Origin of the sequence: Virgibacillus byunsanensis (genome assembly GCF_042675965.1) — a bacterium.
Classification (GTDB): Bacteria; Bacillota; Bacilli; order Bacillales; family Amphibacillaceae; genus Virgibacillus_R; species Virgibacillus_R byunsanensis.
Genome location: NZ_JBHTKJ010000010.1, coordinates 1 through 13167 on the forward strand (window position 1 = coordinate 1; position 13167 = coordinate 13167).

Annotated in this window: 17 protein-coding genes; 6 read left to right on the forward strand and 11 right to left on the reverse strand. The window is 37.0% G+C overall.

Annotation, left to right across the window (positions count from 1 at the left end; translation table 11 throughout):
- Positions 1–292 precede the first annotated feature (292 nt).
- Positions 293–1174, forward strand: coding sequence for a PstS family phosphate ABC transporter substrate-binding protein (locus ACFQ3N_RS04545; protein ID WP_390359986.1), 882 nt, complete (start codon positions 293–295; stop codon positions 1172–1174).
- A gap of 62 nt (positions 1175–1236) precedes the next feature.
- Here the strand turns inward: ACFQ3N_RS04545 and yppF are convergent, their stop codons facing one another.
- From yppF to ACFQ3N_RS04560, 3 genes are all read right to left on the reverse strand, one after another.
- Positions 1237–1437, reverse strand: a complete 201-nt coding sequence (gene yppF / locus ACFQ3N_RS04550; protein WP_390359988.1) for a YppF family protein — start codon at positions 1435–1437, stop codon at positions 1237–1239.
- 279 nt (positions 1438–1716) lie between these two features.
- Entirely contained in the window at positions 1717–3972 is a 2256-nt protein-coding gene (locus ACFQ3N_RS04555; RefSeq protein ID WP_390359990.1) for a beta-propeller domain-containing protein, read from the reverse strand.
- A gap of 284 nt (positions 3973–4256) precedes the next feature.
- A complete protein-coding gene (locus tag ACFQ3N_RS04560; RefSeq protein WP_390359991.1) occupies positions 4257–5117 on the reverse strand; it encodes a DegV family protein in 861 nt (286 codons plus the stop codon).
- 176 nt (positions 5118–5293) lie between these two features.
- Between ACFQ3N_RS04560 and ACFQ3N_RS04565 the strand changes: the two genes are divergently transcribed.
- Both ACFQ3N_RS04565 and ACFQ3N_RS04570 read left to right on the forward strand, forming a co-directional pair.
- Positions 5294–6136, forward strand: a complete 843-nt coding sequence (locus tag ACFQ3N_RS04565; protein WP_390359993.1) for a YitT family protein — start codon at positions 5294–5296, stop codon at positions 6134–6136.
- Positions 6137–6165: 29 nt separating this feature from the next.
- Positions 6166–6615 carry a hypothetical protein gene (locus ACFQ3N_RS04570; protein WP_390359995.1) on the forward strand — a complete coding sequence of 150 codons (450 nt, stop codon included), beginning with the start codon at positions 6166–6168 and terminating at the stop codon, positions 6613–6615.
- A gap of 214 nt (positions 6616–6829) precedes the next feature.
- On the opposite strand, the gene ACFQ3N_RS04575 is transcribed toward ACFQ3N_RS04570, so the two are convergent.
- The 4 genes from ACFQ3N_RS04575 to ACFQ3N_RS04590 all read right to left on the reverse strand — a co-directional run bounded on the left by ACFQ3N_RS04575 (position 6830) and on the right by ACFQ3N_RS04590 (position 8682).
- On the reverse strand, positions 6830–7093 hold the full coding sequence (locus ACFQ3N_RS04575; protein WP_390359996.1) for a NifU N-terminal domain-containing protein: 264 nt from the start codon (positions 7091–7093) through the stop codon (positions 6830–6832).
- 185 nt (positions 7094–7278) lie between these two features.
- Positions 7279–7476: a DUF3813 family protein gene (locus ACFQ3N_RS04580; protein ID WP_390359998.1), complete on the reverse strand. Its 198-nt coding sequence runs from the start codon at positions 7474–7476 to the stop codon at positions 7279–7281.
- A 2-nt stretch (positions 7477–7478) separates the two neighbouring features.
- Complete coding sequence (locus tag ACFQ3N_RS04585; protein WP_390360000.1) at positions 7479–7628, reverse strand: hypothetical protein; 150 nt, start codon at positions 7626–7628, stop codon at positions 7479–7481.
- 220 nt (positions 7629–7848) lie between these two features.
- Positions 7849–8682: a Cof-type HAD-IIB family hydrolase gene (locus ACFQ3N_RS04590; RefSeq protein WP_390360002.1), complete on the reverse strand. Its 834-nt coding sequence runs from the start codon at positions 8680–8682 to the stop codon at positions 7849–7851.
- Positions 8683–8812: 130 nt separating this feature from the next.
- Between ACFQ3N_RS04590 and ACFQ3N_RS04595 the strand changes: the two genes are divergently transcribed.
- From ACFQ3N_RS04595 to mobB, 3 genes are all read left to right on the forward strand, one after another.
- The gene (locus ACFQ3N_RS04595) at positions 8813–9574 is read left to right on the forward strand and encodes a prolyl oligopeptidase family serine peptidase (RefSeq protein ID WP_390360004.1); all 762 of its coding nucleotides are present in this window, start codon (positions 8813–8815) and stop codon (positions 9572–9574) included.
- 94 nt (positions 9575–9668) lie between these two features.
- Positions 9669–9980 carry a metal-sulfur cluster assembly factor gene (locus tag ACFQ3N_RS04600; protein ID WP_390360006.1) on the forward strand — a complete coding sequence of 104 codons (312 nt, stop codon included), beginning with the start codon at positions 9669–9671 and terminating at the stop codon, positions 9978–9980.
- A 258-nt stretch (positions 9981–10238) separates the two neighbouring features.
- The gene (gene mobB, locus ACFQ3N_RS04605) at positions 10239–10766 is read left to right on the forward strand and encodes a molybdopterin-guanine dinucleotide biosynthesis protein B (protein ID WP_390360008.1); all 528 of its coding nucleotides are present in this window, start codon (positions 10239–10241) and stop codon (positions 10764–10766) included.
- Positions 10767–10903: 137 nt separating this feature from the next.
- Here the strand turns inward: mobB and ACFQ3N_RS04610 are convergent, their stop codons facing one another.
- The 4 genes from ACFQ3N_RS04610 to ACFQ3N_RS04625 are packed head-to-tail and all read right to left on the reverse strand — an operon-like array spanning position 10904 to position 12971.
- Positions 10904–11206: a metal-sulfur cluster assembly factor gene (locus tag ACFQ3N_RS04610; RefSeq protein WP_390360010.1), complete on the reverse strand. Its 303-nt coding sequence runs from the start codon at positions 11204–11206 to the stop codon at positions 10904–10906.
- Between the two features lie 51 nt (positions 11207–11257).
- Positions 11258–12487, reverse strand: coding sequence for a hypothetical protein (locus ACFQ3N_RS04615; protein WP_390360012.1), 1230 nt, complete (start codon positions 12485–12487; stop codon positions 11258–11260).
- Positions 12488–12507: 20 nt separating this feature from the next.
- Entirely contained in the window at positions 12508–12723 is a 216-nt protein-coding gene (locus tag ACFQ3N_RS04620; protein ID WP_390360014.1) for a DUF2249 domain-containing protein, read from the reverse strand.
- Entirely contained in the window at positions 12720–12971 is a 252-nt protein-coding gene (locus ACFQ3N_RS04625; RefSeq protein ID WP_390360016.1) for a DUF2249 domain-containing protein, read from the reverse strand. The genes ACFQ3N_RS04620 and ACFQ3N_RS04625 overlap by 4 nt, the downstream gene beginning before the upstream one ends.
- Positions 12972–13167 lie beyond the last annotated feature (196 nt).

Sequence of the window (13167 nt, forward strand, 5' to 3'; positions counted from 1 at the left end):
AAAAGTAGAAAAACCACAGCCTAGTTGAACGGGCTATGGTATTCTAGGAATCTACTTGGGTTCTTAGTTTTCTCCTTTTGGGAATCCCCTTCCTCAAAATTTCGTTAGAAATTTAGGTGGGGGGTAGTTCAATATCGCAGTAACAGTAGGGGTTTTATTCTTTGTTTGTAATGGACTCTTTCAATTTTTAAAACCTAAACTAATGAAAAGAAGTTTGATAAGTTTTATTTCGATGAGCCTTCTAGCTATAATAGTTTACGAGAGCATCAATTTTTACCATGAAAGTTTGGAAATGGACAATGCTGAAGTGGATTTATATGAATACCAGCCGTTTCAAAAAGATTCGAAAGTTGTTACATTGGAGGAACCAGCCAGCATAGAATTTGACGGGGATTTACCGGTGTTGGATGGTGCTACCGCCCTTTATCCAGTGTATTCTGCTTTTGCGAACGCCACGTATCCCGAAATGGAATATGACGTTTACGAAAGTGAAGTGATGGCAAATAAAACGCCTAATGCATATAAAAATATAACGAATGGACGTGTCGATGTAATTTTTGCAGCCGGTCCTTCTGAACGTCAGTTACAATATGCTGATCAAAAGGAAGTCGAACTAAACCTAACCCCAATCGGGCGGGAAGCATTTGTCTTTTTTGTCCATTCAGATAACCCGGTTGAAGGACTTACCCTACAGGAAATTCAGGATATATATGCTGGAACCATAAAAAATTGGAAAGAAGTAGGTGGAAAAGACGAAGAGATCCGTGCTTTCCAACGCCCAGATGACAGTGGAAGTCAAACAGCATTGGAAAACCTGATGGAAGATAAAGCCTTAATGGAAGCTCCTACCGATGATATTGTGTCTGGGATGGGTGGGATCATTGAACAAACCTCCAATTATAAAAACTATAAAAATGCGATTGGTTATTCATTCCGCTATTTTTCTATGGACATGGTTGAAAACGATAAGATAAAACATATTGAAGTAGACGGAGTCATGCCTTCTAAAGAAACGATACGGACCGGTGAATATCCGTTGTCATCTGAATTTTACGCCATTACAGCTGTTAGCGAAAATTTAAATGTACCACCTTTTATAGATTGGATTTTATCCGAAGAGGGGCAATCATTGATCGAACGAACAGGTTATGTACCAATGGAAGATTATGAGTAGGGCTTTACATATAAAAGAGAAGTGAACAGCTAGATCACTTCTCTTCGGGTAATACATTTGGGTTAAACGTTTGTTGTCTCGGGATATTCATGGGCCGAGATGGCACCTTCTTGTATTAAAGTATGATAAATGCGCCGATAATCTTTTGCTTCAACTTCATTTAAAACGTATTTCATTTGTAAAAAATCGAGTAATACGTTCATCGATTCAGGCTGCTGTTTTCGTTCTTGTTCATAGATTGTCCTCAACTCGTCTATTTGCATCAAAATTCCTCCTTATATAGCTCCAGTGCTTGCACCAAAGTAGTTGTCTATAAGAAATATATGATAAAACTTAGAAATTCATGACCAGTAGAAGAACATTTTTCTGTATAGCAAAAGGTACCCGGAATAACTTCTGGGTACCTTTTATACTAGTTAGCCTACTGTGAAATTTAGTTAAATACATAAGCTAGTATAGCTCCAGCGCCTAGCCCTCGAGACATCAACAGTTTGATTCCATGTGTAATGGCAACCATGATTGTCGTGTCTAAGAAGAGCTGCTTAGTATTGTCTATTCAGTTCTGGTAATTCTATTGCCTTTGTAATGGTTGAATCTGTCATATTGTAGACTTTCATTTGATCAAATGAAAGGGTGTACAGATAATCATCAACGGAAACCATTCGCTGAATTTGTGATTCCCATTCAGGGTGCTGTTTGTTATCAGCTTGATGGGTAATGGTGTCTTGTAATGTTATCCCTGATTCAGGGGAGATTTCATATAAGAAAGCTCCTTCATAAACAAATGAATGTTCTTCATAGGTAGCATCGCCTTTTTGAACTATCTTGGATTCATATAATTGGGCTGGGAAACCAAAGAGATTTTTTTCGGGATGCTTAAATAATGATTTATGGTTATAATTGATTTCCGAATGTGAGCCGCCTTGACCAAGTATTTCACTAAACTTTTCGGTTGGATTTGCTGGGTCACTCACATCGAAAACTGATATTTTGAGGCCTCTTTGACGGACTCTGGGCTCACTGCTTCCTTCAACTTCCTCTAAATCAGTATGTTGGCCGAATCCAATAACATGATTGTCATCAAGCGGGTGAAGATAATTGGAGAAGCCTGGGATTTTCAATTCACCCAAGACGGTTGGATTTTTAGCATCCTCTAGATCTATCACAAATAACGGATCAACTTGCTTGAATGTTACCATGTACGCTACATTCTCCATAAAGCGTACACTGTAAATCCGTTCACCTTCTGCTAACCCTTCCACTTCTCCTAGAGGGTTTAGATTCGTATCAAATGTATACAGGTTATTTGTCGATGGTTCATCGTCTCTCCACATATCGCCTTTTGTAGTTGCAACACGGAACGTATCATTTCGCTTATCCATGGCGAACTGGTTGATTAAACTACCGTTAACAACAGTTGATGCATTATACGTGATTGCTCCACCATCAATTTTAAACTGAATAATCTCCGTATCAGCAGTGCGTGCAATCATGGTATCTGCTGAACTACTGTCATTGGATGACTCACTCGTATCGTATTTATTTGCAGCTGTATAAATATGGTTTTGTGACATGTACATCTGGTTCGAGGCACCTAAATATGTTTCAACTTTTGCTTCTTTATCCATATCATTTAAATCGATAGAACTTATTAACATGAAGCTTTCGTCGTTACTCTCCGGGAAAAAGTACATATCCTCAAAATCGACTGGTTTTCCCTTATCACTTACCGATGTATCCTTCACAAATGGACGTACTTCCATATCTTCAAGATCTACGTCCTCTTTAGGGTTACCCATAATGTGAACGGGTGGGTGATTGTTTGCTACAAGGTATAAAAATCCATCCATTTTTCGTGAAGCTGTAAGGGAGCCTTCTATGGTAAACTCTCTTATCCGTTCTGGGTTTTCTTTATCGGAAATATCATACACATATGTTGTTGTTTGCATGGAATGAACGGGTGGATAAATAGCAATATCAGCATTTGTCGTTTCTTTTGGTTGTTCTGTTTCTTTTAATTCCCGAATGGTTTCTTGGGTGTGACCGATGCTAACTAAAAGGTCATCATGAAGAAAGAGCTCTCGTGTTTGAAACTTTTCTTCTTGAATCTTGCTAACAACATTACTATTATTTTCATCTGTAGATGCAATTACAATATCGTTATCCCTGGCAAAATAAACATAATCACCGTCTGTTTTAACCGAGTCGCCCTCATCAATGCCCTCGACCTGAACGTTCGTTTCTGAAGTGGAAGACTCATTACTAGCACCATCACCTGCTGCAGTGTCTGCACTTTCTTCACTATCCTCCATTGTAGTAAATTCATTTCCCCTTTGCTGTTGCCGTTTTTCGATTCGTTCTTCAAGCAATGTTATTAACTGATTTTGGTCTTTAATTTTAGGTAACTCTTCTACTGTCTGGAATGAATGGACAAAAGATTTGGATAACCCTTTTCCATTAGCAGTTTCAACCTGATCAGAAATGTTTATCTGATAGCTTTCATCAACTGTATACCCCTCTTTAGGAGCCTTTAATGTCAAAATCGTGTTGTCATCGTTCCATTCAAAGTCAACAGAAACGGACTCGTTGTCATTGTTATATACCTTTACCGTATCATTGGTAAAAGTTTCTGGATTCATACTTTCGGAAAATTGAACAGACCAATCTTTGAATGTTGGTGCATAACTCGAAGCAGATGGAATTTGTGCAGTTATTGAATTTGAAATTGTAAATGCCAGGACACTTATGGCAATAATGCTAACGACACTAATCCATGTGATAATAGTTGTTTTCTTCATGACAATCTCACCTCATTTTTTAGTAAGGAATTATTTACCTTTAATCTCTTAGACGTTGAAGGAAAGATTTTGTTACATAATTGTAATATATATTTTTAGAAAACTTGGCATTCGTTTTAGGGATTCTAGGTAAGCGTACTTTGCTTTCTTAGAAGCGCTTATGCTTTGGAGTGCAAGCTTTAATGGCGAATGACCTAGTTGCACTTATGCAAATAAGAAAGTTTTTACTTTCTTATTTGCTAAAAAAACTGATTCAGAGAAAAAACTCTGAATCAGCGGGTGGACTATTTATAAGGTTTATTAAGGAAAAAAAGTGCGAGTGTTCCAGGTCCTGAATGGGAACCAATGGCGGAACCTACCATTTCAATTTCAACATGACTGACGCCAAACTTTTCTTTGATCATACCAGCGAACTTTTCTGCTGTTTCCAGATCATCACCGTGACTAATACCAATCGTTTGATTTTCAAAATCAGTACCACGCTCTTCCATTATTTCAAGCATGCGATTTAGTAGTTTCTTGGAACCTCTGATTTTTTCAAGAGGAACTAGTTTGCCATTCTCGACATGAAGAATTGGTTTGATTTTTAATAACGTACCAACGAAAGCGGCTGTCTTACTGACACGGCCTCCACGATAAAGATACTCGAGATCATCAACTGTAAAAATATGTTCCATATGCTCTGCGTGATATGTAGCAGTTTCCATAATCTCTTCTACACTTGCGCCTTCTTTTGCCATCTTGGCAGCACGAAGGATAACTAAGCCAAGACCGATGGAAACACACTTTGTGTCAACAACATAGATCGGTGCATCAGGATATTCTTCTTTTACTTCCTGCTCCATCAATTTTGCGGCTTGATAGGTACCTGAGAGTTCTGATGACAACGCGAAGTATATTAATGCTTGATCTGAATCGGCATAAGATGTAAAAATGTCCTTAAAGGCTTGTGGTGATGCTTGAGATGTTTTCGGACTTTTTCCTTCTCTCATTGCTTTATAAATAGTTTGAGGGGAAATAGTTTTACCATCTTCAAATTCTTTTTCCTCTAAATGAACCGTTAATGGTACCATTTTAATGTCAAGTTCGTTATAATGTTGTTCTGATAGGTCTGATGCAGTATCAGCAAGAATTTTATTATTCATTTTTTCACCTTCATTCCTATTAAAATACTTGTATTTCTTTTAGTTTAAAGCTATAAAGAAGGTTAGTCAAAGTTTATTTAGCTTTTTAATAGAAAATTTTTAAGGTTTGGAGTATAAGGAAAGTTTAATAGTTCGGGTGAGTAATTGGGTTTTACAGGCAGGATAAGGAGGTAGACATGTTTTTATTTGAAGCAAGACGTATTATCATCGTTGTATTTGGAGCGCTATTAAATGCAATTTCACTAAATTTCTTCTTAATCGGCGCGAATGTCTATGCAAGTGGTTTTACTGGTGCCGCACAGTTGTTATCTAGTGTATTTAATGATTTTATGGGGATCGGTGTTAGTACCGGTATTCTATTGTTTATACTAAATATTCCAGTTGCTATTTTAGGTTGGCGCAAGGTAGGTAAGGGATTTACGGTTTATAGTGTTATTTCTGTACTTTTTACGACCGTTTTTTTAGAAGTCATGCCAGTTGTTGCATTGTCAGAAGATATCATATTGAATGCCGTATTTGGCGGAGTTATTGCTGGTACAGGTGTTGGAATGACACTTAAAATGGGTGCTTCCACAGGTGGTATGGATATTGTTGCGATGGTGTTGTCCCGTATGAAGGATAGACCAATCGGTACTTATTTTTTACTTCTTAACAGTATTATCATCGTAATGGCAGGCGTTCTTTATGAGCCTGAAAACGCGTTGTATACATTATTAACGCTATATGTAACTACACGTGTAATTGATGCAATTCATACTAGACATGAGAAAGTAACGGCGATGATCATTACACATAAAGCAGATGAATTACAAGCAGCAATCCATGGCACAATGGTCCGTGGAATTACAATATTACCAGCCAAGGGTGCTTACACAAAAGAGGATAAACATATGATGTACTTGGTTGTGACAAGGTATGAATTATATGACTTAGAACGTATTATTGGCGAAATAGATCCAAAAGCATTCACAAATATTGTGCAAACAACAGGTATTTTTGGTTTCTTTAGAAAAGAATAATAGGATATATAGAAAGAGGGATAGGTTTCATGAAATACGTATGGATAGCTCTTACGGCAACTTTATTAATTGGATGCAGTGAAGATAACACAGAACAAGAAGAAGTCCAGCAAGACCAAGAAGAAAATAATGCAGCCGAAACGGAACCAGAATCAACAGATGATTCTGCCGTAGAATTTAGAAATGTAGATGTAAAAGTAGAAAATAATGAAGTTCAATTAACTGGAGAAGGAAAATCAGATACAGATGTCGCTTATTTTAAACTCGATCAAGGCGAATCCCAAATTGTCGAAGAGACTGAAGTAGAATTGGATCCAAACGAACAAGGATGGGGACAATTTGAAATTACAGTGCAACTCTCAGACGAAGTAGCATCAACCGAGGAAGTTCCGGTCATTATGTTATATGGTAAAAATGCATCTGGTGAAGTGATAAACCCAAATTATATTCCAGTAGATTTAGAAAATCAGATTAGCTAAAAAAGACAGCGCATCGCTGTCTTTTTTTAGTAGATAGGAAAGTATAAAACTTTCTTATCTACATAAGTGCAACTAAGGCTTTCACCATTAAGGCTTGGTGATAAGCCAAGTTTTCTAAAAAGTAAAGAAAGTATATAACTTGAAAGTTTTGTACATTTAGCTACAGAATCAGCCACGTCCAACCTGTAAGGGCGCTTACGCTTTTGCTATGTAATTAATAACCGTATTTTTCAAGTACTTCCAATACTTTTGGTGATAGCTCATCCCATTCAACGTCAAATTGTTTGTTAACGGTAATGAAATTTTGATATCCAAAAACGTTATCGACACCTTCAACCTGCATTAAATCATTTAAAATGGCATGTTCACTTGTGTCACCTGGCATGACAGAAACACTATTAGTTCCTTCAAAGATAACGCTATCTGTTGTGAATTTTAAAGCATTTGGATTTGGTGTAGCTTCAGCACGAATTCCCATTTAAAATTTCCCTCCTAATAATACCTACATACATATATAATAGCAGAAACTGACTATAGAAAAAAGGAATAAAATGAAAGCACCCCCAGTGGCCAATGGGGGTGAAAATACTTGCTTCATAAATCTTTTTCATTAACATAATGAATTAGCAATTACGGTCACAAGCACCAAATTTTAATTTAAAGTTAGCTTAACTGATTGTGCTGTTTAAGCTGTTGTTCTAATTGTTGCAACTGTTGCTGTTCTTCTGGTGAAGCATCGTTGTATGCTGATTGAATAGCATTTTGAGCAGCTTGTTTATCCTGCTGGTTTGCATTTCCTTGAGCGTTGGTTAAGCGATTGACGGCATTTCTGGCTTGTTGCATAAAGTTATTGTTCTGCATTGTTAAAACCCTCCTACCGTGTGGTTATCCGCTTCCTCACGTTTTCGGTCCTTATCGCTAAATCGGGATCTGTAAGGAAATCGTTCATCATGTTTTTTAACAGAATCTGATCCTTGTTGGGTAAATCGTTTTGACTTGCTACGTTTCCCCACCACAAATACCTCCTTAGAAAAACGTTATTAGTTTTTCTTAACTCGGAAGTGCTATTAGAGAACTTGACTGATCGCCAAGCATTTATGGCGAAAGCCTTAGTTGCACTTATGCAATAGGAAAGTATTATACTTTCCTATCTGCTAAAAAAGTGAACGCTTTTGCGCTCACTACTAGTATGGTCGATATGTTTATTTATATAAAAAGAATATATTGGAAAGATTAAAGTGCTTTAACTTGAAGCTTTAAATACTGTTCAAGAAATGTACCTATACCATCTTCCTCGTTCGTGTGAGTTATATGCTTGGAGACGGATTTAAGTTCATCGATAGCATTACCCATAGCAACTCCGACACCTGCATAGTCAATCATTTCTAAATCATTATCTTCATCGCCAAAAGCAATAATTCTCTCTTGTGGGATATTATAGTAATGTGCAACTTTTTGTAATCCTACAGCCTTGTTCATACCTTTTTTAACGATCTCAATAATATTCCAAGGTGCACCCCATTTACGGTGCTCAATTAATTCAGCGTGATAGTCATCCAGGTGACTTCGTAATTCATGAATATGATCTTCACGCGGGTGAATGAGTAAGGAAGTTGGGTCTTCTGTTAATTTACTTTTTAAACTTCCGATTTCAAACGGTGGATCTTGTTGGGTTGTTTGGAAGATGTTTATAATTTTTTCATCGTATTGATCCAAATATACATTATCCATAACCTCTGCAAGGATATTTTGAACATTAAGATCGTAACAAGCTTCAACAATTTTAAGGGCAGTTCTTTTTGGCATTGGACTGTGAAGCGCATCCCATTTATGATCTTTAGGATGGTGAATCAACGCTCCATTAAAGTTCACCATTGGTGTAGTTAAACCAAGGTTATTATAATAATTAATACTTGCACGATGTGGCCTTCCTGTTGCAATTACGACAATATGACCCTCATCCATCGCTTTTAGTACTGTTTGTTTATTTCGTGCACTTATTTCTTTATTATCGGTTAGAAGTGTTCCATCTAAATCTAACGCGATTAAATGTTGTTTATTTTTCATAATTTCACCTCATATGACAATAGTTTATAAGTGATTGTATAATATGTAAAGGGTTAGATACTTAGTTGTTTGCAAAATATATGTAAAGAATACTATGAAGTAAGATATATTAACGAGAGGATTCTGATTAATGATTGGTGTATACAATAAAAAAATTCATTCTATACCAAGTTTAGTGGTTGTAAATCAAGCTGATGAAAATAAAGCTTTACCAGTTGTTACGTATTTTCACGGATTTACAAGTGCTAAAGAACATAATTTAGCTCTAGCCTTTTTATTAGCAGAAAAAGGCTATCGTGTAATCCTCCCAGATAGTATGTTTCATGGAGAACGTGAAACCGAAGTATCGGAGGAAAAAAAGCAAATTTCGTTTTGGGATATTGTCATGCAAAATGTGAAAGAGCTAAAAGGAATACATGAAGAGCTGAATCAGGAAGGGTTGATTTTGGACAATCGTTTTGGAATTGCTGGAACAAGCATGGGAGGAATTACGACATCTGCAGCATTAACGCAGTATCCGTGGATAAAAGTAGCAGGAGTGCTGATGGGGTCACCTAAAATAACAACCTATGCAAAAACATTAGTAAACAGTTTTAAGGAAATGGGTGATTTACCGATTACAGAAGATGTGATTGAGCAATTATATGAGCAACTGAAACAATATGATTTATCAACTCAAATGGACAAATTAGAGGAGCGTCCACTTTTCTTCTGGCACGGTGAAAACGACCCGACCGTTCCATTTGACCATTCGTATACATTCTATGAAGAAGCAGCCAAGCTATATACAAACAAGGATGATATTCGTTTCGTTAAAGAAACAGACCAAGATCATAAAGTAACGCGGTTTGCTATTTTAGAAACAGTAAAATGGTTTGAAAAGCATTTATAAAAAAGAGAAAGTTGCCTTACTAGTGAGTTAAATCATTTAAAAATAGTACAAAATATGTTTAAATAAAACTATGAACATAGAAGGAGGTAACGTCATGGATGAAGCATTAAGAGAGAACATGATGGGTGCACTTGAGAATGTAATTGACCCAGAGCTTGGGATAGATATTGTAAACCTTGGACTGATATATGATGTTGACTTAAACGAAGAAGGTGTTGCTGTTGTTACAATGACACTAACTGCAATGGGCTGCCCATTAGCAGCACATATTGAACAAGACGTAAAACGCTCACTTTCTGACATTCCAGAAGCAAAAGAAGTGCGTGTAGACATCGTTTGGAGTCCACCATGGGGCAAAGATAAAATGTCTCGTTATGCAAAAATAGCACTAGGCATTCCAGATTGATGAACGCGGAAGTGTAAATATCCTTACAGGCTATGCTCGCCACGTCCTTGAAAAAGAAAAGCACTTTTTCTTCGTGCGATGCCTTTCCTTATATAAGGCGTCGTAGAGACTGTGCACTAGCAGCAGGGATGTTGGAGCTAGACGAAGCCGAAACGGTTAACTAAAAGGTTGATTCCTATTTATGGATCAACCTTTTTTTGATAGATAAATGCAAATTAGGCTTTCTTATATTTTTTATTAAAAAGGGAGGTGTTTGGTATGGCGAATTTTCCTATCGTACAAGTAGTCGGGTATAAAAATTCTGGTAAAACAACATTGATGAATCAACTTATCAACTATTTTTCATCTAAAGGTAAGCAGGTTGGGTCGTTAAAGCATCATGGCCATGGCGGTGAGCCAAAAATGGTAAAAGGAACCGACAGCTATGGTCATTTGCAATCAGGTGCAACGATGTCAGGGGTGCAAGGAGAAAAACAGCTACAATTAACACTACATACGACAACACAAATTGCGTTGGACGACATTATAAATATGTATACAGCATTCCCCTTAGATTTGTTGCTTGTAGAAGGCTACAAACAGGCTGATTATCCTAAAATTGTATTGCTAACTGGGGAAGAGGATCTGCATTTATTAGATGAGCTTTCTAATATTATAGCGATTGGTGCGATGGATGAGGATCTTTTACACGCGCAAGAGCTGTTCAGCGTTCATTTGGAACAGTCTGGCTCTTATTTGCCGATGTTAGTGGAGCATATTTGGGCTAAAAGCCAAAGGTTAGGGTGAATTGGCCGGAGTTTTTGCCAAAGTGGCCAAAGTTTGAGCGAAAGTGGCCAAAGTTCACAATTCAAAAGCCAAAGTTCACAATTGCATCAAGATTTGCCTGAAAAAACGTGTGATCCACACATCGGATCACACGCTTGTTAAAACATAAGGATTTCTCTTGCTTTATCGCTCATTTTTGTTGGTGACCAGGCTGGCTCCCATACTAAATCAATGGAAACCTCACCAACATCTTCAACTTGTTTTAGAATTTGATTTTTTGCTCCTTCGGTAATGCTATCGTGCAGCGGACAACCTGGTGTAGTGAGTGTCATTATTACATTCACATTGTTGTTTTCGTCGGTTTTAATATCATAAATAAGTCCTAAATCCATAATGTTTACCCCAAGTTCAGGATCAATAACTTCATATAAAGCTGCACCTACTTCAGTTTGAAGAGACATCGTAACAACACGGTCCTTTCCTGATTAGACTTCAGATTTACGTGCAACAATTTATACAAACAGCACACAAACAATCGATGATACATACGCGATAGATGCAAGCACCAATACTCCCTGGAACATAAAAACGAGTATTCCTAATTGGAGCAGTGCGCTTACAGGTAATCCAACGACACCAATTATAAAAAGTATAAATATATAAACACTAACTTTTTCATTAATCATTTCCTTAAGCATGGGAACTTTCATTTTTCCTACTTGTGAGGAATATTTGTGTGTCCACCATAAAAAAGGAACAATTTTAAATAAGTAGCCAAATATGCTGAACATAATCCAACTCATTACATATAGAAATAGGAGCCAGCTCCAGATGTTGATGTTCGTTATCCCCACTGAACTTAAGAGAAAAGCTATTCCATGAATAACAAGACCATTAACAATTGCCAGAAGCGAAAATGAGAAAGGCTTATCTAATTTTTTCTTAATTCGTTTATCTAAAATTTCCTTGATATCTCGTACAAATAAAGAAAAACCAACCAGTAGCAGTAACCATCCAATAAATTGAGAATAAGGAAAGCTCAGCCATAATGAACTAATTAACACGACCAGGCCCAGAACATAGGCGAAAAACGCAGGCTTAGCATTCTTCATTGAAAAACCATGTGACAAACTAAACATGGGAACCAATTTATAGGAAAAGCCAAAAATTAAGAGCGTAAACCAGCCGGCGATTCCGAGTAAAATGTGTGTATATAAAATCGTTTTATGTTCTCCAATTCCACCGAATGCGAGATTCCAGGCTAATAAGAATCCGGCTATAATCGTTAGAAAGAAACACGTTATAGCACCCAATACGAAATAGGTTAAGGTATTTTTCTTTTCCTGATGAAGAATTGTTTTCGCCATTTGGAAAATAAACATTAAAATCCCTGTAATTGCTACAATTCCGCCGTAAATCGCCATGTCAGGTTTGGTCCCTAAGAGTATAGAAAATACCGTAATACCTAGTGCTGTTACAATAAATTGAACATAGCCGAATGCTTGGTTCCAGATAGGTGTTAAAAAGGCAACAGGGACAAGCTGATACATTGCCCCCATTACGATCATGACTGCCCATCCTAACAGCAAGAAGTGTGCACCCATCCAAATATCTGGAACACGAAATTGACTAGCGAGTAAGGCATCATTACTTATAAAAAGAACAATTTGTGATAGGACCAGTGCAACGAGTGCATATAAAATAAAGGATAATGGTAACTTTATATCTGTATCAGATTTCATACTAGCTTGTGGCATCATGTTTAATCACCAGTCTTTGTTATTGATATTTTAAAACTTCCATCCTCCTGTGGCTCTGTTTCATGCAAATATCCCCGGTCGTTTAATTCTTCATATAAAAACATCGGGCGGCGATCATTTATGATGGACAGTGATTCCCCATTGGACAATTTATCTAATGCTTTAAGGGTGCGCATCATTGGTTGTGGTGGTTCTAATCCTCGATTATCTATCATCATTGTTCAGCAGCCACCTTCTTCGTGTAGGTAACCTTCCAATGTTTTTTATCTATTTTTTCAGCGTTATTCTCAAATCCTTTTCGTCTTAGAACAGCATGCAATGGAACAGGATTAAAGGGGGCATGTAGAACAAATGTCTCTCCATCTTCCAATTCTTTTACTACTGCCATGATTTTATCAAAAGGCTCTTTCTTTAATCGCAAATCTTCGCGAACATCCAACTCAACCATTTTTTCTTTAATACTCATGAAATCACCTCATCTAATTAGTTACTTTTATCTACGAGTTCATGATAATCATTTTCAATTATAAAAGTAGTGATTTGTGTCACATTTATAAAATTGATCCATAATTGTTATAAGATGAAGAAAGAGGGGTTTCATTTCAATGACACTCGTTCGCAACGTCCTTGAAAAAGTAAACGCTTTTTCTGTGTGCGATGCT